The organism is Rhizobium sp. RU35A (assembly GCF_900156005.1).
Lineage (GTDB): Bacteria > Pseudomonadota > Alphaproteobacteria > Rhizobiales > Rhizobiaceae > Neorhizobium > Neorhizobium straminoryzae.
The window spans coordinates 120,004-146,585 of record NZ_FTMR01000005.1; the positions used below are offsets into that span (position 1 = coordinate 120,004).

The 26,582-nt window shown below is 64.4% G+C and carries 20 protein-coding genes and 1 other RNA gene; 11 read left to right on the plus strand and 10 right to left on the minus strand.

Annotation, left to right across the window (positions count from 1 at the left end; genetic code table 11):
• Positions 1 to 2: 2 nt before the first annotated feature.
• Positions 3 to 884, plus strand: coding sequence for a 50S ribosomal protein L11 methyltransferase (locus F3H95_RS12915; RefSeq protein WP_149746303.1), 882 nt, complete (start codon positions 3 to 5; stop codon positions 882 to 884).
• A gap of 77 nt (positions 885 to 961) precedes the next feature.
• A complete protein-coding gene (locus F3H95_RS12920; protein ID WP_149746304.1) occupies positions 962 to 2,791 on the plus strand; it encodes an aminopeptidase P family protein in 1,830 nt (609 codons plus the stop codon).
• 46 nt (positions 2,792 to 2,837) lie between these two features.
• Here the strand turns inward: F3H95_RS12920 and F3H95_RS12925 are convergent, their stop codons facing one another.
• The 3 genes from F3H95_RS12925 to pncA all read right to left on the minus strand — a co-directional run bounded on the left by F3H95_RS12925 (position 2,838) and on the right by pncA (position 4,681).
• The gene (locus tag F3H95_RS12925; protein WP_149746305.1) at positions 2,838 to 3,152 is read right to left on the minus strand and encodes an AzlD family protein; all 315 of its coding nucleotides are present in this window, start codon (positions 3,150 to 3,152) and stop codon (positions 2,838 to 2,840) included.
• The gene (locus tag F3H95_RS12930; protein ID WP_149746306.1) at positions 3,152 to 3,859 is read right to left on the minus strand and encodes an AzlC family ABC transporter permease; all 708 of its coding nucleotides are present in this window, start codon (positions 3,857 to 3,859) and stop codon (positions 3,152 to 3,154) included. Before F3H95_RS12930 ends, F3H95_RS12925 begins: the two co-directional genes overlap by 1 nt.
• Positions 3,860 to 4,054: 195 nt before the next feature.
• On the minus strand, positions 4,055 to 4,681 hold the full coding sequence (pncA, locus tag F3H95_RS12935; protein WP_143126077.1) for a bifunctional nicotinamidase/pyrazinamidase: 627 nt from the start codon (positions 4,679 to 4,681) through the stop codon (positions 4,055 to 4,057).
• Between the two features lie 538 nt (positions 4,682 to 5,219).
• On the opposite strand from pncA, the gene F3H95_RS12940 reads away from it, so the two are divergent.
• The gene (locus F3H95_RS12940; protein ID WP_149746307.1) at positions 5,220 to 6,608 is read left to right on the plus strand and encodes a DUF2778 domain-containing protein; all 1,389 of its coding nucleotides are present in this window, start codon (positions 5,220 to 5,222) and stop codon (positions 6,606 to 6,608) included.
• Between the two features lie 9 nt (positions 6,609 to 6,617).
• On the opposite strand, the gene F3H95_RS12945 is transcribed toward F3H95_RS12940, so the two are convergent.
• Positions 6,618 to 7,763 (minus strand): amidohydrolase, encoded by a 1,146-nt coding sequence (locus F3H95_RS12945; RefSeq protein ID WP_149746308.1) that lies wholly within the window; start codon positions 7,761 to 7,763, stop codon positions 6,618 to 6,620.
• Between the two features lie 70 nt (positions 7,764 to 7,833).
• Positions 7,834 to 10,347: a UvrD-helicase domain-containing protein gene (locus tag F3H95_RS12950; protein WP_149746309.1), complete on the minus strand. Its 2,514-nt coding sequence runs from the start codon at positions 10,345 to 10,347 to the stop codon at positions 7,834 to 7,836.
• A gap of 252 nt (positions 10,348 to 10,599) precedes the next feature.
• Here F3H95_RS12950 and F3H95_RS12955 point away from each other — a divergent pair, with 252 nt between their 5' ends.
• The 4 genes from F3H95_RS12955 to F3H95_RS12970 all read left to right on the plus strand — a co-directional run bounded on the left by F3H95_RS12955 (position 10,600) and on the right by F3H95_RS12970 (position 20,263).
• A complete protein-coding gene (locus tag F3H95_RS12955) occupies positions 10,600 to 11,811 on the plus strand; it encodes an efflux RND transporter periplasmic adaptor subunit (RefSeq protein WP_149746310.1) in 1,212 nt (403 codons plus the stop codon).
• The gene (locus tag F3H95_RS12960) at positions 11,808 to 14,975 is read left to right on the plus strand and encodes an efflux RND transporter permease subunit (protein ID WP_149746311.1); all 3,168 of its coding nucleotides are present in this window, start codon (positions 11,808 to 11,810) and stop codon (positions 14,973 to 14,975) included. Before F3H95_RS12955 ends, F3H95_RS12960 begins: the two co-directional genes overlap by 4 nt.
• Positions 14,976 to 15,108: 133 nt before the next feature.
• The gene (locus F3H95_RS12965; protein ID WP_149746312.1) at positions 15,109 to 16,524 is read left to right on the plus strand and encodes an FAD-linked oxidase C-terminal domain-containing protein; all 1,416 of its coding nucleotides are present in this window, start codon (positions 15,109 to 15,111) and stop codon (positions 16,522 to 16,524) included.
• Between the two features lie 76 nt (positions 16,525 to 16,600).
• On the plus strand, positions 16,601 to 20,263 hold the full coding sequence (locus F3H95_RS12970; protein WP_149746313.1) for an AsmA family protein: 3,663 nt from the start codon (positions 16,601 to 16,603) through the stop codon (positions 20,261 to 20,263).
• A gap of 80 nt (positions 20,264 to 20,343) precedes the next feature.
• Here the strand turns inward: F3H95_RS12970 and F3H95_RS12975 are convergent, their stop codons facing one another.
• The 5 genes from F3H95_RS12975 to F3H95_RS12995 form a co-directional block, all read right to left on the minus strand.
• Positions 20,344 to 20,586 (minus strand): ribbon-helix-helix domain-containing protein, encoded by a 243-nt coding sequence (locus F3H95_RS12975; protein WP_143126069.1) that lies wholly within the window; start codon positions 20,584 to 20,586, stop codon positions 20,344 to 20,346.
• Between the two features lie 96 nt (positions 20,587 to 20,682).
• Positions 20,683 to 20,886: a DUF4169 family protein gene (locus tag F3H95_RS12980; RefSeq protein WP_143126068.1), complete on the minus strand. Its 204-nt coding sequence runs from the start codon at positions 20,884 to 20,886 to the stop codon at positions 20,683 to 20,685.
• Positions 20,887 to 20,904: 18 nt separating this feature from the next.
• Positions 20,905 to 21,411 (minus strand): SspB family protein, encoded by a 507-nt coding sequence (locus tag F3H95_RS12985; protein ID WP_143126067.1) that lies wholly within the window; start codon positions 21,409 to 21,411, stop codon positions 20,905 to 20,907.
• Between the two features lie 132 nt (positions 21,412 to 21,543).
• Positions 21,544 to 21,920: a transfer-messenger RNA gene (gene ssrA / locus F3H95_RS12990) on the minus strand.
• A 50-nt stretch (positions 21,921 to 21,970) separates the two neighbouring features.
• Positions 21,971 to 22,807: a PhzF family phenazine biosynthesis protein gene (locus F3H95_RS12995; RefSeq protein WP_149746314.1), complete on the minus strand. Its 837-nt coding sequence runs from the start codon at positions 22,805 to 22,807 to the stop codon at positions 21,971 to 21,973.
• 172 nt (positions 22,808 to 22,979) lie between these two features.
• Between F3H95_RS12995 and F3H95_RS13000 the strand changes: the two genes are divergently transcribed.
• The 4 genes from F3H95_RS13000 to F3H95_RS13015 all read left to right on the plus strand — a co-directional run bounded on the left by F3H95_RS13000 (position 22,980) and on the right by F3H95_RS13015 (position 26,494).
• Positions 22,980 to 23,774, plus strand: coding sequence for a thymidylate synthase (locus F3H95_RS13000; protein ID WP_149746315.1), 795 nt, complete (start codon positions 22,980 to 22,982; stop codon positions 23,772 to 23,774).
• Positions 23,771 to 24,307, plus strand: a complete 537-nt coding sequence (locus F3H95_RS13005; RefSeq protein WP_149746316.1) for a dihydrofolate reductase — start codon at positions 23,771 to 23,773, stop codon at positions 24,305 to 24,307. Before F3H95_RS13000 ends, F3H95_RS13005 begins: the two co-directional genes overlap by 4 nt.
• A 145-nt stretch (positions 24,308 to 24,452) precedes the next feature.
• Positions 24,453 to 25,571 (plus strand): FtsH protease activity modulator HflK, encoded by a 1,119-nt coding sequence (hflK, locus tag F3H95_RS13010; RefSeq protein WP_143126063.1) that lies wholly within the window; start codon positions 24,453 to 24,455, stop codon positions 25,569 to 25,571.
• A complete protein-coding gene (locus F3H95_RS13015; RefSeq protein WP_149746317.1) occupies positions 25,568 to 26,494 on the plus strand; it encodes a protease modulator HflC in 927 nt (308 codons plus the stop codon). The genes hflK and F3H95_RS13015 overlap by 4 nt, the downstream gene beginning before the upstream one ends.
• The last annotated feature ends 88 nt before the right edge of the window (positions 26,495 to 26,582 follow it).

The following is a 26,582-nucleotide window of genomic DNA, read 5'->3' on the forward strand; positions in this document are numbered from 1 at the left end:
CCGTGAGTGAAATCCGCCTCTTCGTCACCGTTACCGAACGGGAATCGGAAGATATTCTCGAGCTGCTCTCCGTGTGTTTCGGCGAGGAGGATTTTGCCATCGGCACCACCGAAGTGGACGAGAAGGCCGATCGCTGGGAGGCCTCCGTCTACATGATGCGTGAGGATGAAGACGCCGTCCGGGCGCGCTTTGAGGAGACGATTGCCGAAGCCTATCCGGGACTTGTGATCGAGCGCGAGGACCTGCCCGAGATCGACTGGATCGCCAAGTCGCTGGAAGGGCTGAAGCCGGTGCGCGCCGGTCGTTTCCTGGTGCATGGTTCGCATGACCGCGACAAGGTGCGCACCGGCGATGTCGCGATCGAGATCGATGCCGGCCAGGCTTTCGGCACCGGCCATCACGGCACGACGGCAGGTTGCCTGGAAATGATCGAGCAGGTGATGCGCGCCCATCCGCCGAAGAATGCGCTCGACCTCGGGACCGGCAGCGGCGTTCTGGCGATAGCCGTGCGCAAGCTGCGCCGCATTCCGGTTCTGGCGACCGATATCGATCCGGTCGCGGTGCGGGTGGCGAAGGACAATGTGCGCCTGAACGGCATTGTCGAGGGGCTTTCGCTGGAAACGGCGCCGGGCTTCCATTCTTCCGCCTTCGACCGGCACGGTCCCTTCGATCTGATCATTGCCAACATTCTGGCGCGTCCGCTGATCCGCATGGCGCCGCAGCTTGTGACCCATCTGTCGCCCGGCGGCGACGTCATCCTGTCGGGCATTCTGGCCGCGCAGCGCTGGAAGGTGATTGCCGCCTATTCGGGCGCGGGCCTTGCCCATGTCCGTACCCTCTGGCGCAATGGCTGGGTGACGATCCACCTGAGACACGACCGGTGAAGGCGTCGCCTTCGGCGCACAGGCAAACGGGGCGTCCTGCGGCGCCCGGCGGCAACATCCGGAGCGAAAGTAGATCCATGTTCCAGTCCTTTGAAACCACCTCGTCCCCCGCGCTCGGCCCGGCCCGCGTCGAGGCACTGCGCGCAAGGTTCGACGCCCTCGGGATCGATGGCTTTCTCGTGCCGCGCGCCGACGAGTTTCAGGGTGAGTATGTGCCGGCTTCGGCCGAGCGGCTGGCCTGGCTGACCGGCTTCACAGGTTCTGCCGGGATCGCCCTGATCCTGCGTCAGCAGGCGATCGTCTTCGTGGACGGCCGCTACACCACGCAGCTCGTGCAGCAGGTGGATCAGGCAACCTTCACGGCCGGCGACCTGGTGGGCGAACCGCCGCACAAATGGATCGCGGCCCATGGATCGCGCGGGCTGCGCCTCGGTATCGATCCCTGGCTGCACAGCGGGCAGGACGTGGCGCGCCTCGAAGCCGCGCTATCGGCCTGTGGCGGTAGCCTCGTCATCCTCGACGGCAATCCGGTTGATGCGCTGTGGCAGGATCGTCCGGCCGCGCCGATGGGTGTCGTCAGCGTGCAGCAGGAGCAGCATGCGGGCCGGCCGGCGGCTGAAAAGATCGCCGCCATGGCCGCTGCCGTCGCGGACAAGGCCGCAAATGCGCTGCTGGTTGCCGATCCCTCGTCGATTGCTTGGATCTTCAACATTCGCGGTGCCGACGTGCCCCACACGCCGCATCCGCTCGCCCGTGCGATCATCACAGCGGAAGGTGCAGCCGAGCTGTTCATCGAGCCCGCCAAGGTTTTGGGCGAGGCTGCCTCGCATCTCGATGCGCTTGCAACGCGCCATGAACCCGCCGCCCTTCTCGATCGGCTGGCAGTCCATGCCGCAGGCGGCCGCAAAATCCTCGTCGATGGCGATATCGCCTCGATCGCGCTGACGCGGGCGATCGCGGCGGCCGGCGGCATCGTGGTCGAGGCCGCCGATCCGGCCCGCCTGCCGCGTGCGATCAAGAATGCCGTCGAGCTCCGGGGCTCGGCGGAGGCGCATGTGCAGGACGGAGCGGCCATGGTGCGCTTTCTGTACTGGCTGGACAGCCAGGTGCCGGAGAGCGTCACCGAGATTTCCGCCGTCACCGCGCTGGAAGGGTTTCGCGCCCGGGTCGGCGAAAGCCTGCAGAATCCGCTGAAGGATATTTCCTTCGACACGATTTCCGGGGCAGGGGAGCATGGCGCGGTCATCCACTACCGGGTGACGACCGAAACGGATCGGCGCCTGCAGGCGGGCGAGCTGTTCCTGATCGATTCCGGCGCGCAATATGTGAACGGCACCACCGATATTACCCGCACGGTGGCCCTCGGGGCGGTGCCCGAAGAGCAGAAAAAGTTCTTCACGCTGGTGCTGAAGGGCATGATCGCCATTTCCGCGGCGCGTTTCCCGAAGGGCACGCGCGGCTGCGATCTCGATCCCCTGGCGCGCATTGCGCTGTGGAAGGCCGGCGCCGAATACGCGCATGGCACCGGCCATGGCGTCGGCTCCTATCTCTCGGTGCATGAGGGGCCGCAGCGCATTTCGCGCGTGTCCACGCAGGAACTGCTGCCGGGCATGATTCTCTCCAACGAGCCCGGCTATTATCGCCCCGGCGCGTTTGGCATCCGCATCGAGAACCTGATCTATGTACGGGAACTCGAGCCGATCGAGGGTGGCGACCTGCCGATGATGGGCTTTGAGACGCTGACCTGGTGCCCGATCGACCGACGGCTGATCCTGACCGCGCTGCTGACCGCGGAAGAGCGGGCATGGATCGACAGCTACCACGCCACCGTGCGCGAAAAGCTGGCGCCGCTGATTGCCGAGCCGGATGTGCGCGACTGGCTGGAACGGGCGACCGCGCCGCTGTGAACGGAATGTGGCCCCGCATGCGGATGCGCTGCGGGGCAATGGGTCATCAGGCCAGGACGAGGTGGCGCAGAACCATGGCTGTGCCCCATCCGGCCGCGATCAGGGCAAAGCCCTGCCACCGGAGCCCGACCAGAACCGCAACCGCCATGGCAATCTTCACATCGAGGCCACCATCGTAGAAGGCGGGGGCGACCAGCGTGGTCAGCACGGCGGCCGGAACGGCATTCAGCGCTGTTTCCATGCGCGGCGGAATGCGGGCCATGCGGCTCACCAGCAGATAGCCGCCGATGCGGGTGAGGTAGGTTGCAAGACCGGCGGCGAGGATGACGAGCGCGGTGTGGAGATCGGTGAGCCTGTCCATCAGCGTGCCTCCCGTTCGGCCGCAGCCGGCGGCGGACGATGGGCGATCAGCGCGGTGACGATCCCCGCCAGCGCGCCGAGGCTGACATGCCAGGGCGATCCCACCACATGCATGGCGATGATGGAGGCGGCCGCACTGACCGGAACCACGAGCCCGAACAGCGGGCGCCTGCGAAAACCCAGCACGAGACCGAGGAAATAGACCGGCAGCAGCACGTCGACGCCAAGTTCGACCGGATCGCCGATCAGGCTGCCGAACACGGCGCCGAGCGCGGAACTCAGGACCCAGAGCAGGTAGATGATGGCGGCGACACCGAGATACCAGCCGGTCTCCAGCCGCCCGGTGCGGTCCACCTGCTTCATCGCCTCGGCAAATTGCGGATCGGTGAGGAAGAAGAAGATGCCGGCCTTGGACGCCAGGTTCTTGCCGTCGAGATGCGGGGTCAGGGCCGCCGAATAGAGGATATGGCGGAAGTTGACGGCAAACACCGACAGCACGACCAGCCAGGCCGGCACATCGGTGCCGAACAGTTTGACGCCGACCAGCTGGCTGGCGCCGGCAAAGATGATGCCGCTCATCATCGTGGCTTCCAGCGGCGAGACGCCGCCATCGACGGCCACGGCGCCGAACAGCAGGCCGAAAGGGGCGGTCGACAGGCCTACCACGAGCCCGGTTCGGGCACCCTGCCAGAAATGCGTCTTATGCATGCGTGTTTCCTTGTGCATCGCGGGCTCGTAAGCAAACGCGAGGCGAAGCACAAGCCAACAGAATTGACGCTGCCATGCAGGATTCTGATGGTCGTGCGGCACTTCAACACACAGCCGGCCGGTCGGGTTGCTGCCGTGCGGGAGTTTTCTCGACGGGCGGAGATGGCGGGGCGGTGACGGAGGGAGCGGCGATCCTCAGTCCGACAACACGTCGCGGCTGGTGATGATGGCGACACCCTTTTCGCGCATCTCGGCGATGGCGGCCTTGACCCCTTCCGGGTCGATGCCGCGGCTGGCATCCTCGATGAAGCACACCTTGGCGTCGGGCAGCATGTCGCGGGCATCGAGGGCGGAAAATTTCACGCAGTAATCGGTGGCCAGCCCGCAGATGTCGAGTTCCTTGACCTGCTGTGCCTTCAGGTAGCCGGCAAGGCCCGTCACGGCGGCCTGATCGTTGTCGCGGAAGGCCGAGTAGCTGTCGACGGCAGGATTTTCACCCTTCTGCTGGATGTAGTCGATGGCATCCGTGTTGAGATCCGGATGGAAATCGGCGTCGGGCGTCGTCTGCACGCAATGGTCCGGCCACAGCACCTGCGGCTTTCCGGACAGGGTTCCCATGTCGAAAGGCTTTGCGCCCGGATGCTGCGAGGCGAAGCTGCCATGATCGGCGGGGTGCCAATCCTGCGAGGCCACCACGAGATCGTAGGAGCCGTCCTCGATCAGCCGGTTGATGACCGGCACCACCTTGTCACCCTCCGGAACCGGCAGGTTGCCGCCCGGGCAGAACCCGTTCTGCACGTCGATGATCAAAAGGGCCTTCATGGTCCGTTCTCCCCGGTCTTTTTGCCGGCAAAGGATGCCAAGCCCGCCTGCGGCAATCAAGCTGCAATACGATCCGACCGGTGCCTTTCACTGCCAATGGCAGCCGATGCGTGCCGGATGATTCGCGCGGCACCGCGTCCGGCCCCATGTGCCGTCGTTCGAAACACCCTCATCCTCCCGAAAACGTGATCTTAAGCGGGGCTGCTGAGAAAATTTTTACCATGTCGGCAAAGCCGCCCTTGCTGCCGCTCAAACAGGCGCCGGAAGCCCGTGCAGGCCTGCGGATCCGGGCCTTGCTGCGGCATTGCCGCGCGATCTTCGCATTTTCGCTAAACTTCTGTCAGCATCCGGCTATAATGGGCATGACGCTCAAGAGGGGCCACGTAAAGAAATTGGTTACCATAATTCGTCATCCTGATCGCACTTCGTGGAAGTGTGCGGGCGTGGGCTTAGGCCGTGTGCCCTGTCTGGGCTTCCCGTCCGTGTACGGCGCTTCAGCGCCGCGTATCCGAGTTGCGAGTAAAGGGTGACGCGTATCATGGCACTGGCTTTTGCGACGGAGCGATCCGTCTCCCGATCTTCCAGGCTCAATGCCAGCGATGCGGTCTCGGGTGGTTTCGTCAAATATGCGATGCTGGTGGGTACGACACTGGCTGCGGGTGCCTGGATGATCGGCGCGCTGGCAACGGTGCACAGCGTGGCGAGCATCAAGCCCACCGATTTTTCCTATGATATGCGTGCATCGCTCGATCTGAAGCCGTTGTCGCAGCAGATTTCGGCCGATCGCGTGATCCGCGTTTCCAAATTTTCCCGCCTGGCCGGAGGGGCGGCTGAAAAGGCCGGCCGTCTGGAAGGTGCGCATATGGCGCAGTTGCAGGCGCTGCGTCCGGCCGACCCGAGCGTGAAGCAGGGGCTTGCCGCGGCCATCGCCCGGGAAGAGACGGAAAAGCAGTTTGCCGCACTGACGAACAAGCGCCCCTCCACCTCTGACGTGAAGAGTGCGCTCGTTTCTGCATTGCAGGACAGTGTTCTGGTGGCACCGCCGACCGAGACGGCCTGGGATGCGCAGCCTGTGGGCAATGCCGAAGACGGGCAGGTGGAAGTGGCGGATCTGCAGAGTTCTGCGGAACTGGCGGTGGCCGAAGCCGTGGGACCGAGCGCAGATACCGGTCTTCCGATGGAGGGGCCGCTGCCGATCCGCCGCCCGGCGGCCAATGCGCTTGCCATGGCCATCGCCCCTTCCGCAGAGACGAAGCCGGTTGACAGCAAGCCCGCCTCGCGCATCAAGCCGCAGCCGGTGGTGGCCGAGGCGGATGATGACGAGGAGGAGGATGCTCCGAAGGCGCTGGCCTTCGCCCGCCCGGACAATCCGACCAAGAACATCAGCCGCGCCGTGCCGTGGCCGGACCAGAATGTGAAGATCGCCGTCTACGACATCACGGCCGCCAAGGTCTACATGCCGAACGGCACGGTCATGGAAGCGCATTCGGGCATCGGCGAGATGCGCGACAATCCGAAGTTCACCCATGTGAAGATGCGCGGCCCGACGCCGCCCGGCACATACAAGCTGTCGATGCGTGAAACACCCTTCCATGGCGTGGCAGCCATCCGCCTGACGCCGACCGACGGCGTGGCGCCGCTTGGCCGGACCGGTCTGCTGGCCCATACCTATCTCCTGCGCAGCGCGCCGGGCGATTCCCACGGCTGCGTGGCCTTTGCCGATTACAACAAGTTCCTCAATGCCTACAGGCGCGGGGAGGTGACGCACATGATCATCGTCAACCGCCACGACGGCACCATCCCGATGGCGGCCCTGCGCAAGATCAACCCGCGCGGCGGCAGCGGCTCGGGCGTGGCGGCCACCCCGGTTGCCGATGAGGGCGGCAATCGCCGCACGCTGATGGACTACCTGAAGCGCGACGGCTGAGGCCAGGCCTCAGCCAAGCAGGTCCCGAGCGATGGCGAGAAAGATATGCGCGCCAGTCGGGATCAGCTGATCGGGAAAATCGTAATCCGGATTGTGCAGGGCTGGATGCGTCTCTCCGGCCCCCAGAAACAACATCGCCGATTTCGCGATCGCGCCAAAGCGCCCGAAGTCTTCCGAGGCGCGAAAGGCCTCGCCCTTGCCATGCGGCAGTCCTTCCGCTTCCAGCGCGCGGCGAATGATGGCCGCGGCCTCGGGGTGGTTGACGCAGTGGCCGAATTCGTCGTGATCGCTGAAGCTCACCTGAAGCCCGTGTTCGGCGGCCATTGCCCGCGCCATGTCTTCCGTCAGCGCCCGCAGATCCGCCATGTCGGCATCCCAGACGGTGCGCAGCGTCACCCACAACTCACCATGGCCGGGGGCGATCCCGAAGGCCGGCTCGCCGATCGTGACATGGGTCACGGTTGCCAGCACCAGATCGCCGCCAGCGAGCGTGCCGGTCCGCAGGGCGGACAAGGCAGGGATGAGGGCCGCAATGGCCGGCGCCGGCGACATGCCGGTTTCCGGCATCGAGGCATGCGCCGTCTTGCCGGAAAAGGTGATCTTCAGGCCGCAGGAGGCGCAATTGGCCGGCCCCTCCTTGATCCAGCTGACACCCAGCGGAATGCCCGGCATGTTGTGCAGGGCAAAGGCGTAATCCGGCGTCAGCGGCCGGAACTCTGGGTCGGCCAGCACGGCTGCGGCACCGGCACCGTTTTCCTCGGCGGGCTGGAACAGCAGAACCACGCGGCCTTTCGCCGGCCGCGCGCGGCCGAAGACGAGGGCCAGGCCGGCAAGGATCGCCATGTGCCCGTCATGGCCGCACATATGCCCCTTGCCGGCGATCCGCGAGCGATGCGCAATCTCCGATATTTCTGCAATCGGCAGCGCATCCAGCTCGGCGCGGAACATGACCGTCGGTCCCGGCGCGGCACCGTTGAACACAGCCGCGACGCCGGTGCCGCCAAGCCCGGTGACGATCGCATCCGGCGCAGCGCCGTCCAGAAACCGTACCACCGCCGCCGCCGTCTGATGCTCGTCACCGGAGATCTCCGGCATGGTATGCAGGTGTTTGCGCCAGCGGACGAGATCGACAAGATCGGTGTCGGACAGGGGCATGCGGGTCTCCTTCTGCAGAGCAAGGAGAGGTAGCGCCTCGTCTCTTTGCCGGCAAGGCTGGACGCGGGGGTTAGCCCACCCGCTCCACAAACCCGTCCAGCACGCGCTTTTCGCCGGCGCGGTCGAAGTTGATCGTCAGCTTGTTGCCTTCGACGGAAACGACATTGCCGTTGCCGAACTTGATGTGGAAGACGCGGTCGCCGACCGCGAATCTGGACGGCGTGTCGGCCACGGATTTGGCGATCAGTTCGCCGTCGATCGTCTTCGCGCGCGGGCCGCTTTCGCCATAGCCGATGCGTTCCACCGCATGGCCGGAGCGGCTGCCCCAGTTGTCGCGGGTGGCATCGGTCTTGTTGGCCTGGGCGCGCTTCCAGCCGGGCGTCGAATAGGAATTGGCGAAGGGATCGGCCTTGTCGAAGCGTGACTGGCCGTAGCCGCCGCGTCCGTACCCGCCATAGCTGCTCTCGGATTCGGCGACATCCACATGTGCCGGCGGCAGCTCGTCCAGAAAGCGCGAGGGCATGGTGGATTGCCAGAGCCCGTGGATGCGCCGGTTGGAGACGAACCAGATGTGGCAGCGGCGTTTTGCGCGCGTCAGGCCGACATAGGCGAGGCGGCGCTCTTCCTCCAGACCGGAGCGGCCGCCTTCATCAAGCGCCCGCTGGTGCGGAAACAGGCCTTCCTCCCAGCCGGGCAGGAAGACGGTCTCGAATTCCAGACCCTTGGCCGAATGCAGCGTCATGATCGACACCGCATCCATGTCCTCGTTCTGCTCGGCATCCATCACCAGCGAGACATGTTCGAGAAAGCCGCGCAGGCTCTCGAAGGCTTCCATCGAGCGGATGAGTTCCTTCAGGTTCTCCAGCCGGCCCGGGCCTTCCGCCGACTTGTCGTTCTTCCACATGTCGGTATAGCCGGATTCATCGAGAATCTGTTCGGCCAGTTCCGTGTGCGGCGTGTTTTCCAGAAGCTCGGACCAGCGCTTGAAGCTCTGGATCACGTCGAACAGCGCCTTGCGCGCCTTTGGCTTCAGCTCGTCCGTCTCGATGATGTCGGCGGCTGCGGCCAGCATCGGGATGTCGCGGGCGCGGGCGTAATCGTGCAGCGCGCGCACCGTGGTGTCGCCGAGGCCGCGCTTCGGCGTGTTGACGATGCGCTCGAAGGCGAGATCGTCGGCCGGCTGGCAGACGAGGCGGAAATAGGCCATCGCATCGCGGATTTCGAGCCGCTCATAGAAACGCGGGCCGCCGATGACACGATAGTTCAGGCCAAGCGTGACGAACCGGTCTTCGAATTCGCGCATCTGGAACGAAGCGCGCACCAGGATCGCCATGTCGTTCAGATTGTGTTTCTTGCCGGTTGAATCGCCGCGCTGCAGCTGCTCGATGGTTTCGCCGACGGCGCGCGCCTCTTCCTCGGAATCCCAGGCGGCGTGCACCACCACCTTCTCGTCGTCAGGTTCGCGGCGTTCGGTGAACAGCGTCTTGCCGAGGCGGCCCTCGTTATGGGCGATCAGGTGGCCGGCCGCGCCGAGGATATGTTCGGTGGAGCGGTAGTTCCGCTCCAGCCGGATGACCTTGGCGCCTGGAAAATCCTTCTCGAAGCGCAGGATATTGTCCACCTCCGCGCCGCGCCAGCCATAGATCGACTGGTCGTCGTCGCCGACGCAGCAGACATTTTGCGGCACGTCCTTAGGGCGCTGGGCCAGCAGCCGCAGCCACATGTACTGCGCGGTATTGGTGTCCTGATACTCGTCCACCAGGATATAGCGGAACTTCTGGTGATAGTCCCTCAGCACATCCGGGTTGCGGCGGAAGAGATCGATGGGGTGCAGCAGCAGATCGCCGAAATCGCAGGCGTTCAGCGTCTTCAACCGCGCCTGATAGGCGGCATAAAGCTCGCGGCCCTTGCCGTTCGCAAAGGCGCGCGCATCGCCCTCCGGAATATCCTTGGGCGTCAGCCCCTTGTTCTTCCAGCCATCGATCATGCCGGCGAACTGGCGGGCCGGCCATCGCTTGTCATCGAGGCCCTCCGCCTGGATCAGCTGCTTGATCAGCCGGATCACGTCGTCCGTATCGAGAATGGTGAAATCGGAGCGCAGGCCGACCAGTTCGGCATGACGGCGCAGAAGCTTCACGCCGATGGAGTGGAAGGTGCCGAGCCAGGGCATGCCCTCGACTGCGCCGCCGACCAGAACGCCGATGCGCTCCTTCATTTCGCGCGCCGCCTTGTTGGTGAAGGTGACGGCGAGAATCTGGCTCGGAAAGGCGCGGCCGGTCGCCAGAATATGGGCGATGCGCGTGGTCAGCACGCGCGTTTTGCCGGTGCCGGCGCCGGCCAGCACGAGGACAGGACCGTCCACCGTTTCCACTGCCTCGCGCTGTTCCGGATTGAGGCCGGAGAGATAATCAGGCGTCCGGTGCTGGTCGCGGGCCGCCATGGCGCGCGCGGCAATGCCGAGGCCGCCGGTGGCAGGCTGGCTCTGCTGCGAAGCAGGCGGCACGGGCGGCGTGGTCGGTGTGCGGCGCGGGGCGTGATCCGGTTCCTCGTCGAAGAACGGAATGTCATCGAAACTGTTCGTCATCAGGCCAATCTAATGATTCCGGGGCGACAAGGCCATAGAGCATGTTCTGGTTTTATTCCAGAGCGACCGGCATTTGCAGACAAATGCGGCAGAACCGGTCGGTGCTGCGGCAAATTTGCGGCGGCCTGTGTCATGCTCACGTCAGAGTGATCGCGCAAACGTTACATTTCGGCAAGGTTGGACACGTTGGCATTGCCGTCGTTTTCACAAAACATGATACTTCGCGCATAAGTCGTCAGTTCGGGAGTTGTGATGCGGATCTGGAAGCAAGTCACCCTCAGTCTTGCCGTTCTTTCGGGCGGCCTCTGTCTCTGGCTTTTTGTTCGTCCGGATGCTGCATCGACACTGGTGAACCTCGGAGTGCCTCGTCCGCTGGTGTCCTTCCTCGCGCCTGCCGGACAAGGCACTGGCGCCCAAGGCACTGGCAAGCCATCTCTTCCGTCTGGGGCCCAGCAGGTTGCGCAGGGCGCAGGCCAGGCGGGGCAGGGCAGTGGCGCGGCGCGCGGTGTGCTGGTTGTCACCCGGCAGGTCGAGACCGGTACGGTCAACGATCACCTCAATGCCATTGGTGACGGACAGGCCATCCAGTCGGTGGTGGTGATGCCGCAGGCCAGCGGGACCGTGACGGAAATCCGTGTCGCTTCGGGCCAGAAGGTGCGCAAGGGCGATATCTTGGCGCGCCTCGATGACGACGAGCAGCGCATCGAACGCGACAAGGCGCAGGTGGCGCTGCGCAGCGCGGTCGAGAAGTCGCAATCCTACAGGAATCTGCAGTCGGTCGCGCGGCTCGATGTGCTGGATGCCCAGATTGCCGAGGAATCGGCGCGGCTTGCGCTAAGCACTGCCGAACTCAACCTTCGCCGTCGCGACATCGTGGCGCCCATCGATGGCGTGGCCGGCATCGTCGCGGTCAATATCGGCGACAACGTTACCCCGCAGACCAGCATCGTGATGCTGGACGACAGGTCGCAAATCCTCGTCGATTTCTGGGCGCCGGAACGCTTCGTCACGCAGTTGAAGCCCGGCCTTGCCGTGGAGGCAAACGCCGTCAGCCGTCCCGGCCAGACCTTCCGCGGCGAGGTGCAGTCGATCGACAACCGCGTCGATTCCGCCAGCCGCACCATCCGCGTGCGCGCCCGCATCGACAATGCAAGCGACCTCTTGCGCGCCGGCATGTCCTTCAGTGTGGCCATGCGCTTTCCGGGCGATTCCTATCCGGCCGTCGATCCGCTCTCGGTCCAGTGGGATGCGGAGGGTGCCTATGTCTGGGCGGTGGAAGAGGCAAAGGCCCGCAAGGTGCGGGTGAAGATCATCCAGCGCAATCCCGACCGCGTGCTGGTGGAAGCGGCGCTGGAGGGTGACGATCATGTGGTGACCGAAGGGCTGCAGCGGGTGCGCGAGGGCCAGCCGTTGCGGGTGCAGGGGGCGTCCCCGCAGAAGGTGGCGGAGGCGCAGCGCACATGAGCGAGAACACCCCGCGCGATCACAACAGGCTTTCGACGGACAACGGAAAGTCCACCTTCACGGCGCTGTTCGTCCGCCGCCCGATCCTCGCGGCCGTCCTCAATACCCTGCTGGTTGTTGCGGGGCTTGCGGCGCTGGTGGGGGTGGAGGTGCGCGAACTGCCGGACGTGGACCAGCCGGTCATCACGGTGCGAACCACCTATGACGGGGCCTCGCCGCAGACGGTCGATCAGGAACTGACCCAGGTGATCGAGGGGGCCGTGGCGCGCGTCAGCGGGCTGAAGGCGCTCTCTTCCTCCTCGCAGTTCGGTTCGAGCCGCGTAACGATGGAATTTTCCGACTCGGTCAATCTGGCCGAGGCCGCCAATGACGTGCGTGATGCCATTGGCCGCGTCACCTTCCAGCTGCCCGAAGATGCCGACGAGCCCCGTATCGTGAAGGCGGATTCCGATTCGCAGCCGATCATGCGTCTTGCCGTCACTTCCTCGACGCTCTCGATGGAAGACCTGACGCAGATGGTCGACAAGGTGATCACCGACCGTCTGGCGGCCGTCGATGGCGTTGCCGACGTGGAACTCTACGGTGACCAGGAGAAGATTTTTCGCGTCGACATCAATCAGGCGGCGCTCGCCAGTCGCGGTCTGACGGTGGCCGATGTGGCGACTGCGCTTGCCAGCGCGGCCCTCGACGTGCCGGCGGGGTCGCTCACCAGCCGCACGCAGGATATCGTGGTGCGCGCCACCGCAAACCTCGCGACGCCGGAGGATTTCGGCAATGTGCTGATCAAGGACAGGATCCGGCTGCGCGACGTCGCCAATGTGATGCTGGGGCCGGACGACCGGTCCACCACGCTGCGCTCCAACAGCGTGCAGGGCATTGGTCTTGGCGTGATCCGACAGGCACAGTCCAACACGCTGAATATTTCGACCGGCATCAAGGCGGTGGTTGACGAGTTGCAGAAGGCAATGCCCGTGGGCACGCGCATCTTCATCACCAGCGATGATGCTGTCTTCATTCGCGGCGCCCTGCACGAGGTGGAGCTGGCGCTCGGCCTGTCCGCGCTGATCGTCGTCGTCGTGCTCTATCTGTTCCTGCGCGACTGGCGGGCAACGCTGATCCCGGCGCTGACCATGCCGGTGGCGCTGATCGGCACGCTGACGGCGATCTATCTGGTCGGCTTCTCGATCAACATCCTGACCCTGCTTGCCATCGTGCTGGCAACAGGCCTTGTCGTGGACGATGCGATCGTGGTGCTGGAAAATATCGTGCGCCGGCGCAGCGAAGGCATGGGGCCGCGGGCCGCCGCCGTCATCGGCACGCAGCAGGTGTTCTTCGCCGTGCTCGCCACCACGGCGACGCTGGCGGCCGTGTTCATTCCGCTCTCCTTCCTGCCAGGCCAGATCGGCGGCCTGTTCCGTGAATTCGGTTTCGTGCTGGCGTTCGCGGTCGGGCTTTCCTCGATCACGGCACTCACGCTTTGCCCCATGCTGGCCTCGCGCATGCTGACGCGGCCGATGCAGGAGCCGAAGGGGCTGCTCTCCGCCTTCGGCGATCTCTTTGCGCGCACCTATGCCGTAAGCCTGCGCTTCTGTCTCAATGCGCCGCTGGTGGTAATCGCCGGCTCGCTGCTGTTCGGCTTTGCCGCCTTCGTCACGTTCGGAACCGTCAAGAACGAACTGACGCCGCGTGAGGACCGGGCGGCGATCCAGCTCAGGTTGACGGCGCCGGAGGGCGTCAGCCTCGAATACACGCAGGACCAGCTGAAACGGGTGGAGGAAAACCTGCAGCCGCTGCTCGATTCCGGAGAAATCCAGAACATTTTCTCTATTTCCGGCATGGGCAATTCCACCAATAGCGGCTTCATGGTGCTGACGCTGGCACCGTGGGACGAACGCAGCCGCAGCCAGAACGAGATCGCCAATGACGTGAACGCAGCCGCCGCAAGAGTTCCGGCGCTACGCGGCTTTGCACTGCAGAGCAACAGCCTGCGCATCCGCGGCGCCGGCAACGGGCTGCAGGTCGCGCTCGTCGGTGCCGATCATGCGCGGTTGACCCAGGCGGCGATCAAGCTTGTTCAAGCCATGGAGCAGAGCCCCGCGTTCGAGACGCCGCGGCTCGACAAGGAGCCGACGCAGGCGCAGCTCTCCGTCTCCATCGATCGTGAGCGTGCCTCCGATCTCGGTATCGATATTTCCGGTCTCTCCGCCGCCATGCAGGCGCTGCTGGACGGCCGTTCGGTGGTTGACGTCTTCGTTCAGGGCGAGGCGATCCCGGTCAAGCTCACCTCCAGCCTGCAGCCGATCAACGATCCGACCGATCTCGAAAACATCTTCCTGCGCACCGGCGATGGCAAGGTGGTGCCGATATCGACGATCGCGACGTTGCGGGAAGGGGCTGTGGCGCCGGAGCTGAACCGCGAGCAGCAGCTTGCTTCCGTCTCGCTGTCGTCGGGCCTCAAGAGCGGCGTATCGCTCGGCGATGCCCTGAGCGAGGTGCAGCGCCTGGCAGCACCCCTCCTGCCGGACGGCGCCCGCCTGATGCCGCTTGCCGAAGCCAAGACGCTTGGCGAGAATTCGAGTGGCATGGCGATCACCTTCGGCTTTGCCATTGCCATCATCTTTCTGGTGCTGGCAGCGCAGTTCGAGAGTGTCTTGTCCTCGGTCATCATCATGACGACGGTGCCGCTCGGTCTGGCCTGCGCCGTCTTCGCGCTTGTGCTGACGGGATCGAGCCTCAATGTCTACAGCCAGATCGGTCTCGTGCTTCTCGTCGGTGTCATGGCGAAGAACGGCATCCTGATCGTGGAGTTCGCCAATCAGCTGCGGGACCACGGCGAGGGTGTTCGCCAGTCGATCGAACGGGCCTGCAGCCTGCGCCTGCGGCCGGTGATGATGACGATGATCGCCACCATTCTCGGCGGTGTGCCGCTGGTGCTGGCGCAAGGAGCCGGTGCCGAAGCGCGCATCGCGCTCGGCTGGGTCATTGTCGGCGGACTGGGGATGGCGACGCTGGTGACGCTCTATATCACGCCTGTCGCCTATCTTCTGCTTGCCCGCTTCGCCAAGCCGCATGCCCATGAGGAGCAGCGGCTGCAGGACGAACTGGAGCGGGCGGGGCATCGCGCTGCCAATGCCGAGGACAAGCCGCTGCTGGCGGCGGAATAGGTATGTCGCTGGACGAAGCAGGGGCGGGCGAAGACGGCCGCACCTGTTTCGCATATGGACAACCCCGGATGTCTCCCTTACCAAGCGGGGAAGAGACTGACGGCCATGACCGGCCGGATCTGGAGGCATGACCATGGTAATGAGAGACGTGCAGACCGGGCAGCGCAACGAGGGGGGCATCGCCTCTGTGCTCGGTATCCTGAAGCAGCAGCTTGGCGAAAAACTCCAGACCGGTCAGGCCTTTCGCGAACAGCATGCCCACACCACCACCTATCTGCCGCGGCAGATCCCGGATGGCGTGGTCTTCGCCGAAAGCGTCGAGGATGTGAAGGCTGTGGTAAAGGCCTGCGCCACGCATCGGGTGCCGGTCATTCCCTTCGGTACCGGCTCGTCGCTGGAAGGGCAGGTGAATGCCCCGAGCGGCGGCATCTCGCTCGATTTTTCCCGCATGGACAAGGTGCTACGCGTCTCGCCCGAGGATCTCGACGTGACGGTGCAGCCGGGCGTCACCCGCGAGGCGCTGAACACCTATCTGCGCGATACCGGGCTGTTTTTCCCGATCGATCCCGGTGCCAATGCCTCGATCGGCGGCATGACGGCAACGCGCGCCTCCGGCACCAATGCCGTGCGCTACGGCACGATGAAGGACAATGTCCTCTCGCTGACCGTGGTGACGGCCGACGGCGAGGAGATCGTCACCGGCACGCGCGCCAAGAAGTCGTCGGCCGGCTATGACCTGACGCGCCTCTTCGTCGGATCCGAAGGCACGCTGGGCGTCATTACCTCCATCACCCTGAAGTTGCAGGGCATTCCGGAAAAGATCGGCGGCGGGGTCTGCTCCTTTCCCACGGTCAAGGCTGCCTGCGATGCGGTGATCATGACCATCCAGATGGGTATCCCCGTCGCGCGCATCGAGCTTCTCGATGAAATGCAGATGCGTGCCTGCAATGCCTATTCCGGCCTGAGCTATGACGAGAAGCCGACGCTGTTCGTGGAATTCCACGGCACCGAGGACACGGTGCCGATGCAGTCGGAGCAGTTTTCCATGATTGCCGCCGAATGCGGCGGCGAGGATTTCCAGTTCACCGGCGACGCGCAGCAGCGCGCCAAGCTGTGGAAGGCGCGTCACGATGCCTATTGGGCGGCGCGGGCACTGGCGCCGCATCTCGGCGCCTTGTCCACCGACGTCTGCGTGCCGATTTCGAGGCTTGCCGATTGCGTGGCCGAGACCCATGCGGATATCCGCGACAGCGGGTTCCTGGGGCCGATCGTCGGCCATGCCGGCGATGGCAACTTCCACATCCTGCTGCTGTTCGATGAAAAGGATCCGGCCGATATTGCCCGGGCCGAAGCCTTTGTGGAGCGGCTGAACCGCCGGGCGCTGTCGATGGACGGCACCTGCACCGGCGAGCATGGCATCGGCCAGGGCAAGATGAGCTTTCTGGAGCAGGAGGCGAGTTCGTCGCTGCCCCTGATGCGGGCCATCAAGAAAACGCTCGATCCGCAGGATATCTTCAATCCCGGCAAGATCTTGCGTCCGGGCGCGTGAACATTCACCGGCCTGTGGCTTGAAGCATGTACTGGCGGACCTAAACTCGAAAACGCCAGACAAGGAGAATGACTAGGTGCTTGGACGGATCATGCTCTTGATCGGCGGCCTCGTGGTTGTCGCCCTGTTCACGGCCTTGCTGGCGCCGTTCTTCGTGGACTGGTCCAATTTCCGGCGTGACTTCGAGGACCAGGCCAGCCGTATACTGGGCAAGAAGGTCACGGTGCATGGTGCCGTCGATGCGCGCATCCTGCCCTTTCCCTCCGTCACGCTGCATGATGTGCGCGTCGGGCAGGACGTGGACGGCACGCCGCTGGTGCAGGTGGCGCAGTTTTCCATGGATATGGAACTTGCTCCCTTCCTCTCCGGCGAGGCGCGTATCTTCGACATGCGCATTGATCGGCCAAAGGCGCGCATTCGCCTGTTGAAGGACGGTCGCCTGGACTGGATGCGCGGCAGCCGCGCCGAAATCCCTGCCCGCAACGTGGTGCTGGAGGATGTCCATGTCATCGGTGGCGAGGTGGAGTTCATCGATGAGGCCAGCGGTCGCACGCGCCGGCTGACCGGTTTGACCGCGGAAATGTCGGCGCATTCGCTGGCGGGCCCCTGGCGGGCCGAAGGCAATGCCACCCTCGATGGCTACGAGGCGAAGTTTTCGCTTTCCAGCGCCGAGGCGGACACGAATGCGCATGTCGTGCCGCTGCGGCTGAAGCTCTGGCCGGATGTGCAGCCGGTCGAGGTGCAGATGGACGGCGCCTTATCTGTTGCGGATGACCGTCCGGCCTACAAGGGTGACTTCAATCTCGCCTTCGTCGAGCAGCCTGTAAGCCCGGTCGTTGCCCCGGGCGTCAAGCCGCCACCGCCGCCGCGCACCAAGGGCAAGTTCGAACTGACCAACGACCGTATCCGCATTCCCCAATACCGGCTGGAGGCGGGCGCGCTCGATAATCCCTATGTTGTCACCGGTGAGGCAACCCTCGATACCGGCGACAAGCCGGAATTTCTGCTGACGGCCGAAGGACAGCAGGTGGATGTGAACCGTCTCACCAGCGACGCCGTCAAGGGCAAGACGGCGCGCGATCCGCATGCTTCGGCGCAGCGCCGGCTGAATGCGCTGGTGGAGATGGCGGCGCGCATTCCTGTGCCGCCGGTGCCGGGACGCGCCACGATCCGCCTTCCGGCGATTGTGGCCGGCGGCACGACGATCCGTGAGGTCGAACTGAACCTGCGCCCGGCCGGCAATGGCTGGAATGTGGACAATGCGGTCGCCGTTCTGCCGGGCCGCACCCAGGTGGAGGCCCAGGGGCTGCTGAAGCTGCAGGATGGTCCCTCCTTCGTCGGCACCATGCTGCTCGCCTCGACCCAGCCCTCGGGGCTTGCCGACTGGCTGAAGGGACAGGTCGATCCCGCCATACGCCAGCTGAAGAGCGCCGGCTTTTCGGCGCGCGTCAATCTCACGCCGGAACTGCAGCGCTTTGAATCGCTGGAACTGGCTGTCGGGCCGGCCCTGCTGAAGGGCCGCGTCGAGCGCCAGTCGCATGCCGACCGCATGCCCGATTTCAGCATGGATCTGTCCGGTAACGAGATTGACCTCGATGCGCTGCGCGCGCTGGGTTCGCTCCTGACCGACGAGGATGCCGGTCAGATGGTCCTCGATCACCGGTTGGCCGCGCATCTGAAGGCGGATCGGCTGACGATGCTCGGCATCGCCGCCAACAAGGTGGAAACCACCTTCGCGCTCGGGGCCGGTTCGGTTTCGCTGGAACGGCTGACGATCGGTGATCTGGCCGGGGCGAGGATCTCGGCGCGCGGCAAGGCAGAGGGCTCCTTCCTCGCCTATTCCGGCAGCGGGTCACTGAGTTTCAACGCGGCAGACCCGCAAGCCTTCATCGCCATGCTGCGTCAGCAATTGCCGCGTCATCCGCTGCTCGACCGGCTGGCCGCGAATGCCGGCTTCTATGCCGATACCAGCCTTCAGGCGAGCGTCACCCTCGGCAATGGTCTTGCAGCGCGGGTAACGGGCACTTCCAATGGCAGCAAGGTGGATGGGGATGTGGCGCTGCCGAATCTGTTCGATCTGACGGCGCCGACGGAACTGCGCGTGGCGGTCACGGCCAGCAATCCTGAGGCGTCCACGCTGCTCGGGCAGGCGGGCCTCGACATCCTGCCTTTCGACGGCGATTCCGGAGCCACGCTGTCGCTCGATCTTTCCAGCGTCGATGGTGCACCGGCCACGACGAAGCTTTCCTACCAGACCGACCGCACCCGCTTTACGGCCGCAGGGACGCTGGCGCTATCCCCGCAGACATTCGGCGAGGGCACGCTTGTCCTCGGCCTGCAGAGCAGCGACATCGAGCCGACGCTGATGACGACAGGGCTCGGCCTGCCGCAGTTCGGAGTCGGGTTGCCGCTCGATCTGAACGGCAGCATGACGGTGGCCGCGAAGACGATCGGTATCTCCGGCCTCACCGGCACGATTGCCGGCAATGCCGTTTCGGGTGAGGTCTTGATGGATCGCGCCGCTCTGGTGCCGACCGTCTCCGCCAGGCTGTCGCTTGGCACGCTCGACCTGTCCTGGCTTGCGGAGGCCGTCTACGGGCCCTTGAACGATGCCGGCACGGGGGCGGTCTCGGCCAAACCTTTCGCGGCGCCGCTGTTTGCCGGCTGGGATGTGACGGCGGATGTGACGGCGGCAGCGCTGACGACGCCAGGTTTCGGCACGGTGGAGAAAATGTCCGGCCGGCTTGCCGCCAAGTCCGGCGGCATTGCCATCGACAATCTGGCCGGGACCTGGATGAATGGACGGGTGGCCGGCCGGCTCTCGCTGTCGAACAGCGGCGGCGTTGGCCTGTTCCAGACGCGCCTCTCCGTCGACGGTGCCGATCTCGCGGCCCTTGCCTGGCGGCAGGGCGACACACCGGTCCTTCGCGGTCGCCTCGGCGGCGAGCTTGCGGCGGAGGCTACAGCCAGGAGCCCGCGCGATCTCTTGTCCGCCGTTAGCGGTTCCGGGGCGATCCGTCTGAGTGACGTGTCCCTGCCGATGATCAATGGCAATCTTCTCCCGGCACTGTTGCCCAAGGCGGATGCGATCGAGGGCGAGGTGACCGCCGCAAAGGTGCTGCCGTTCGTCCGCGACCTCGTGCATGCCGGTAGCGTTCAGATCGGGACCGTCTCCGTGCCCTTCACCATCAATGGCGGTCTTGTGCGGGCGCAGAATCTGATGGCGCGGGCGGGTGATCTCTCGCTGGGCGGCGAGCTGCGTGTCAACATTCCCCGGCATCTGCTCGGTGCCGAACTGCAACTCGCCTACGACGCAGGCGAGAACGCCATCGAGGGCGGGCAGCCGTCAATCCGGCTGTCCTATTCCGGCGATCTGGCCGATCCGGAGGAAAGCCTCGATGTCGAGGCCATGACCAATTTCCTGTCGCTAAGAGCCTTCGAGCGGGAACGGCGACGCGTTGAAACCCTGCAGGCCAGCGTGCTCGAAAAGCAGCGCCTGCGCCGCGAGGTGATGCTCTATGCCGCGCGCGAGAACGAGCGTCGCGTGGCCCGTGAAAAGGCACAGCAGGAAGAGCAGGCCCGCCGCGAGGACGAGCAGCGGCGCCAGGCGGAGGCCGAGCGGCAGCGTCAGGAGATCGAGCGTCTCCAGCGCGAACAGGCGCCCGTGCTGCAGGTGCCGCCATTGGGTGAACTGATGCGGCCGGGAACAGCCATGCCAAACGCGCCGGCCGGCAACTGATCAGGACGTCTCGCGCGCGACGGTGTGGTCGAGACGCTTGCCGCCGCGTTGGCCTTTAACCCGTCCAAGGCGGAGGAAGGCTATTCGCCCGTCAACCCGTCGGCTTTCGGCGCCCCATGCTGCTTGATCCAGGAGAGCACATGGAGACGCAGCGCCGAGGAGAGATTGCTGTCTGGTTCGCGGGCATCGTCGATTTCGGCAATCAGGCCGGCTAGGCTCATGCGGCGCGTGGCCGCGATGGCCTTGAGATCCGCCCAGAAGGCGTCTTCCAGCGAAAAGCTGGTGCGGTGGCCGTGCAGCGTGGCTGAATGCTTGCGGATCACGACCACCTCACATCCTGATTCAAGAGGTTTTCGAACTGATTCCGGTAATGGATGCAAGTGTCTGGAAACAAAGCGGTTTGATCATGTGAGGGCAGGTCACTCAGCCTTGTCGTCGTCGCCCCTGGGCTCCAGGCGTCCCTGGTCGAGGCGACGCGCGGCCTGGTCGTTCAGCGCCCGGGTGAGCTTCTTTTCGTCCTTCGTGCGACCGAAGGTCAGGCGGTTCTGGTCCGCCTGCCTGTCCTTTTCGCTGCGCGCCTTGGCCTTGCGGAACTGGCGAAGATTGACGACATCCCCACTCATCGGCGCACCTCCCGGGGCTTACTGCTTCTTGCGGAAGGCATCGAGGGAAACGACGGAAGCAGGCTTCTTCTCCTCGCCGGCACCCTGTTCTTCCGCGGCCTGCGGCTTGGCCGCAGTCTCCACGGGATAGGCGGTGATTTCCGCAGAGCTTTCGTCTTCCTCGGCCAGCGGAACCTCGAATTCCAGCTCGAAATTCACGGAAGGATCATAGAAGCCGCGAATGGCGTTGAAGGGGATGACCAGCTTCTCCGGCGTGTCTGAGAAGGACAGGCCCACTTCAAAATGGGTGTCGGTCACCTTCAGGTCCCAGAACTGGTGCTGCAGGACGATGGTCATCTGCTCGACATACTTTGTCTTGAGGTGCTGCGAGATGCGAACACCCGGCGCGCCGGTCAGGAACGTGATGAAGAAATGATGATCACCCGGCAGCCGGCCGGTGGCGGCCACTTCGGTCAAAACCTTGCGGATGACGCCGCGCAGGGCGTCCTGTGCCAGAATGTCGTAACGGATGTGATCCTGCCCCATCGGTGCCTTCTTCCAATCAATTTCGTCTTGTTCCGGCGATTTGCCATTGCCTGTTATAAGGCACCTCCGCCGCTCGCGGAAGTCCCGCACGTGCCTGTGGCATGGTCTTGGCGAAAAACAGGGAAAAGGGAAGGTGAAGGCTTCTGTTGCCAGGTGCCTTCGGACCCCGCCTCAAGGGGCTAACCTAGAGGACTTGGAGCGGAATTCCCGCACCGCCATTAGGCAGCGAGAGCGTATTCCTTAGCGTTGTTGTCGTTTGCAACTACACTTGTGACCCGATAACGGCGGTATCATGCCGAGCAAAAGTTCGATCTTTACGCCCTTGTCGATCCTATTTCGCCCCCATCAGAAGCCGGTCTTTCACACGGAAAAGACCGACCGGTTTCTGGTGGAGGCGCCGGGTACCGCCCCCGGGTCCAATAGGTTTATTACACCGACCGTTTATTGCCATAGCCGGAGCAAGCCCCGGCACTCCCCATATAGGAGTTTCCGGGGAGGATGAAAAGGCCTCTGTCGTGCAAACGTCATCGGCGCGCCTTTCTGCGGGGTGAGGCCGGGTTCACAGCGTCATCGTGCCGGTGATCACCGTTGCCACTGAGCCGCCGATCCACAGGCCATTGCCGTCCTGTTCGACCGCAACGCGGCCGGCCCGGCCGATCGCGGTGCCCTGGGCTGCGACATAGCGTGCCGGCGCAAGGCCTGCGCTCGTCAGCCAGCAGGCAAGGCCGGCGTTCAGGCTGCCGGTCACCGGATCCTCGAAGCCTGCGGCGGTAAAGCCGCGCACCTCGATATCGGCATCGGTGGCGTCATCGGCCGTGCAGCGGGCGAAGATGCCGACGCGCATGCCCCTGAGACGCTGGAAATCCGGCGTGACCGAGAGAACCGTCTGACGCGAGGCGAGCAGCACCGCCAGCCAGCCCGGCCCGTTGTCCACCCATTCCGCCGCCAGCGCTGCCTCCCGCGGCAGGCCGAGACCCTCCATGATGCGGACGAGGATTGCCTCCTCCACGGCGCCGGTGCGCAGCATGGGCGGCGCCTGGAAGGCAAGCGTCTCGCCGCTTTGCCGCACAGGGATGAGGCCCGCGCCGCATTCCTGTATCACATGATCGCCGGCGGGCCTGCCGCCGGCCTCCAGCCAGGAATGGCAGGAGCCGAGCGTCGGATGGCCGGCAAAGGGCAGTTCCTCGCGCGGCGTGAAGATGCGCACCCGGTAATCCGCGCCTGCCCTTGTCGGTTTCAGCAGGAAGGTGGTCTCGCTGAGATTGGTCCAGCGGGCGAAGGCGGCCATGTCGGCATCCGAGAGGCCGTCTGCGTCATGGACAACGGCCAGCGCATTGCCGCGCAGCCGCTCGCCGCTGAACACGTCGACCTGGCGGAAGGAAAGGGGAGTGGTCATGGATCGTCTCTCCGGCCTTGCGATTCGGGATGCCTCTGGCGGCCTCATCCCATTCGCGGCAAAGCGGGCGGGGCGGCAAGCCCGAAAGGCGGGGATTGGTTCGCCCGGCCCTGTATCTTGGCGGTCCGCCCGCCTATGATGCGCGCGACGAATCTGGACGGCAGGACAGGGCATGAAACAGTATCACGATCTTCTTCGCCACGTGATGGAGAACGGCACCGATCGCGGCGACCGCACCGGCACCGGCACGCGCTCCGTCTTCGGTTACCAGATGCGCTTCGATCTGTCGGAGGGCTTTCCGGTGCTCACGACGAAGAAGCTACACCTGCGCTCCATCATTCACGAGCTTCTGTGGTTCCTGAAGGGCGATACCAACATTGCCTATCTCAAGGAAAACGGCGTTTCCATCTGGGATGAGTGGGCAGACGACAAGGGCGAACTGGGACCCGTCTATGGCTACCAGTGGCGTTCCTGGCCGCGGCCAGAAGGCGGCAGCGTCGACCAGATCCAAAACCTTGTCGAAGGCATCCAAAAAAACCCCAATTCACGCCGCCACATTGTCTCTGCCTGGAACCCGGCGCAGGTGGACGAGATGGCGCTGCCGCCCTGCCACTGCCTCTTCCAGTTCTACGTGGCGGACGGGAAACTGTCCTGCCAGCTCTACCAGCGCTCCGCCGATATCTTCCTCGGCGTGCCCTTCAATATCGCCTCCTATGCGCTGCTGACCATGATGGTGGCGCAGGTAACGGGGCTGAAGTCCGGCGACTTCATCCATACGCTGGGTGACGCGCATCTTTATGCCAACCATTTCGAGCAGGCGAAAACCCTTCTGCAGCGCGTGCCGAAGGCGTTGCCGGTCATGAGGATCAATCCCGACGTGACCGACATCTTCGGTTTCCGCTTCGAGGATTTCGAACTGGTCGGCTACGAAGCGGATCCCAACATCAAGGCACCGGTGGCGGTATGAACGACGCGCCTGTTCCCGTTGTCCTGATTTCCGCGGTGTCGGAAAACAACGTCATCGGTCGCGATGGCGACATGCCGTGGAAGCTGTCGACGGATCTGAAGCGGTTCAAGGCGATGACGCTCGGCAAACCGGTGATCCTCGGGCGAAAGACGCTCGAGAGTTTTGGCGGCAGACCGCTGCCGGGGCGCCCGCATGTGGTGATTACCCGCAATCCCGCGTTGCAGGTGGAGGGGTGCCGCATGGTCGCGTCGCTGCCGGAGGCTCTGGTGCTGGCCCGGCAGATTGCCGTCGAAACCGGTGCCGCGGAAATCTGCGTGATCGGTGGCGGCGAGATCTATGCCCAGGCGATAGACGATGCCGACCGGCTCTACATCACCCATGTGGAAACACAGATTCCCGATGGCGATACCTTCTTTCCGGCCATCGATCCTGCCCTCTTCGAGAAGGTCGAGGAGATCGCGGTGCCGGCCGGTGAGAAGGACAGCTTTCCTACCCTTTTCACAACTTATCGTCGCCGGCCTGCGGCAAACTGAAACATTTCGTTACCTTACACCGGGAAGTGAGACTGCCCTGCGTTGAAAGCAGCCCTTCGCATACCTATAACGGGGCATGACCCGATTGCTGCGTGTTCCATGCGGCGGCTGGCGGGGTGGGAGTGACACGAACAAAGAGGTTTTGATGCCCTGGAGCAATCAGAATGGCGGCGGCCCCTGGGGGGGCGGCGGCGGCAACAATCAGGGGCCATGGGGTCAAGGCCCCAATCGTCCGCGTGGCGGGGGCGGCGGTGGCAACAATGGTGGTCCGCCGGATCTGGAGGATATCATCCGCCGCAGCCAGGACAGGCTCCGCAACATTGTTCCCGGCGGCTTCAACGGCGGTGCCTTCCTCATCGTTCTGCTGATCGTGCTTGCCTTCGTCGGCATCCAGTCCGTCTACACCGTGCAGCCGGATGAGCGTGGCGTCGAGCTGCGCTTCGGCAAGCCGAAGGACGAAATCTCCGGTCCGGGCCTGCATTTCCACTTCTGGCCGATCGAGACCGTCGAGATCGTCAAGGTGACAGAGCAGCAGTTGAACATTGGCGGGCGTGGCAATGCCAGCTCTTCCGAAGGTCTGATGCTGTCCGGCGACCAGAATATCGTCAACGTGCAGTTCTCGGTCCTGTTCACCGTCACCGATCCGCGCACCTATCTCTTCAATCTGGAGGCGCCGACCGCGACCCTCCAGCAGGTCGCCGAAAGCGCCATGCGCGAGGTCGTCGGTCGTCGTCCGGCGCAGGATGTCTTCCGCGACAACCGTGAGCAGATCTCCACGGAAGTGCGCGACATCATCCAGGGTACGATGGATACCTACGGCTCCGGTATTGCGATCAATGCGGTGCCGATCGAGGATGCCGCGCCGCCGCGCGAAGTGGCCGATGCCTTCGAAGAAGTCCAGCGCGCCGAGCAGGACGAGGATCGCTTCGTCGAGGAAGCCAACCAGTATGCCAACCAGCAGCTCGGTCAGGCCCGAGGTCAGGCAGCCCAGGTTCGCGAAGAAGCCTCCGCCTACAAGGATCGCGTCGTCAACGAGGCGACCGGTGAAGCGCAGCGCTTCGTTTCGATCTACAACGAGTATCGCAATGCTCCGGACGTGACGCGTGACCGCATCTATCTGGAAACCATGGAGAATGTGCTGAAGAATTCCAACAAGGTCATCCTGGACGAAAAGCAGGGTGCCGTGCCCTACCTGCCGCTGAACGAGATGATGCGTCAGAACAGCCAGGCAGCCGGCGCCGCGAACCGGGGAGGCAACCCATGACTTCGAACCGTCTCCCGGCCACCATCATCGGTGTGGCGATCCTGTTGTTCCTCGCCTACTCCTCCATCTTCGTGGTGAGTGCGCGCCAGCAGGCCATCGTGCTGCGCTTCGGTAATATCCAGGACGTGAAGACCGAGCCGGGCATCTACTTCAAGCTGCCCTTCGCCTTCATGGATGCCGACCGTGTACAGTACATCGAAGATCGCGCGCTTCGCTTCGATCTCGACAATATCCGCGTGCAGGTGCGCGGCGGTGCCTTCTATGAAGTGGATGCCTTCGTGGTCTACCAGATCACCGATGCCCGCCGCTTCCGCCAGACCGTTTCCGGCGATCGCGATTCGGCGGAAGCGCGCCTGCGCACCCGTCTCGATGCAGCGCTTCGCCGCGTCTACGGTCTGCGCAACTTCTCGGCAGCGCTCTCCGACGAACGCTCCTCGATGATGCAGGAAGTGCGTGCCGACCTGCAGAACGCCGCCGAATCGCTCGGTCTCGTGGTCCGCGATGTCCGCATCCGCCGCACGGATCTGACCCGCGAAGTCTCGCAGCAGACCTATCAGCGCATGCGGGCGGAACGTCTGGCCGAGGCCGAGCTGATTCGCGCCCGCGGTAACGAAGCCGGTCAGCGTCGCCGCGCCATCGCCGACCGTCAGGTCGTCGAGATCGTGTCCGAAGCGCAGCGGGATTCGGAAATCATGCGCGGTGAGGGCGATGCCGAGCGCAACCGCATCTTCGCCGAAGCCTTCACGCGTGATCCTGCCTTCTTCGAGTTCTACCGCTCGATGCGTGCTTATGTCGGCGCGCTTTCGGACAAGAACACGACCATGGTTCTGTCGCCCGACAGCCAGTTCTTCCGCTACTTCAAGCAGAGCGGCGATCCGGCACAGGCGGCTCCGACGGCACCGGCTGCGGCTCCGTCCAACTGATCCCGGCAAGGGGCGGCTTCAAGCCGCCCCTTCTCGATTCAAAGGGGGTGTTCATCTTCTGGGGACTCACGAAAAGGTAATTTCCTCC

Excerpts from the sequence above, each read along its gene's own strand:
- F3H95_RS12960 (WP_149746311.1), top strand. The coding sequence starts at position 11,808 with ATGAGCGAGAACACCCCGCGCGATCACAACAGGCTTTCGACGGACAAC.
- hflK (WP_143126063.1), top strand. The coding sequence starts at position 24,453 with ATGCCCTGGAGCAATCAGAATGGCGGCGGCCCCTGGGGGGGCGGCGGC.
- F3H95_RS12940 (WP_149746307.1), top strand. The coding sequence starts at position 5,220 with ATGGCACTGGCTTTTGCGACGGAGCGATCCGTCTCCCGATCTTCCAGG.
- F3H95_RS12925 (WP_149746305.1), bottom strand. The coding sequence starts at position 3,152 with ATGGACAGGCTCACCGATCTCCACACCGCGCTCGTCATCCTCGCCGCC.
- F3H95_RS13005 (WP_149746316.1), top strand. The coding sequence starts at position 23,771 with ATGAACGACGCGCCTGTTCCCGTTGTCCTGATTTCCGCGGTGTCGGAA.
- F3H95_RS12920 (WP_149746304.1), top strand. The coding sequence starts at position 962 with ATGTTCCAGTCCTTTGAAACCACCTCGTCCCCCGCGCTCGGCCCGGCC.
- pncA (WP_143126077.1), bottom strand. The coding sequence starts at position 4,681 with ATGAAGGCCCTTTTGATCATCGACGTGCAGAACGGGTTCTGCCCGGGC.
- F3H95_RS12985 (WP_143126067.1), bottom strand. The coding sequence starts at position 21,411 with ATGGGGCAGGATCACATCCGTTACGACATTCTGGCACAGGACGCCCTG.
- F3H95_RS12965 (WP_149746312.1), top strand. The coding sequence starts at position 15,109 with ATGGTAATGAGAGACGTGCAGACCGGGCAGCGCAACGAGGGGGGCATC.
- F3H95_RS12955 (WP_149746310.1), top strand. The coding sequence starts at position 10,600 with ATGCGGATCTGGAAGCAAGTCACCCTCAGTCTTGCCGTTCTTTCGGGC.
- F3H95_RS13000 (WP_149746315.1), top strand. The coding sequence starts at position 22,980 with ATGAAACAGTATCACGATCTTCTTCGCCACGTGATGGAGAACGGCACC.
- F3H95_RS12930 (WP_149746306.1), bottom strand. The coding sequence starts at position 3,859 with ATGCATAAGACGCATTTCTGGCAGGGTGCCCGAACCGGGCTCGTGGTA.
- F3H95_RS12945 (WP_149746308.1), bottom strand. The coding sequence starts at position 7,763 with ATGCCCCTGTCCGACACCGATCTTGTCGATCTCGTCCGCTGGCGCAAA.
- F3H95_RS13015 (WP_149746317.1), top strand. The coding sequence starts at position 25,568 with ATGACTTCGAACCGTCTCCCGGCCACCATCATCGGTGTGGCGATCCTG.
- F3H95_RS12980 (WP_143126068.1), bottom strand. The coding sequence starts at position 20,886 with ATGAGTGGGGATGTCGTCAATCTTCGCCAGTTCCGCAAGGCCAAGGCG.
- F3H95_RS12950 (WP_149746309.1), bottom strand. The coding sequence starts at position 10,347 with ATGACGAACAGTTTCGATGACATTCCGTTCTTCGACGAGGAACCGGAT.
- F3H95_RS12995 (WP_149746314.1), bottom strand. The coding sequence starts at position 22,807 with ATGACCACTCCCCTTTCCTTCCGCCAGGTCGACGTGTTCAGCGGCGAG.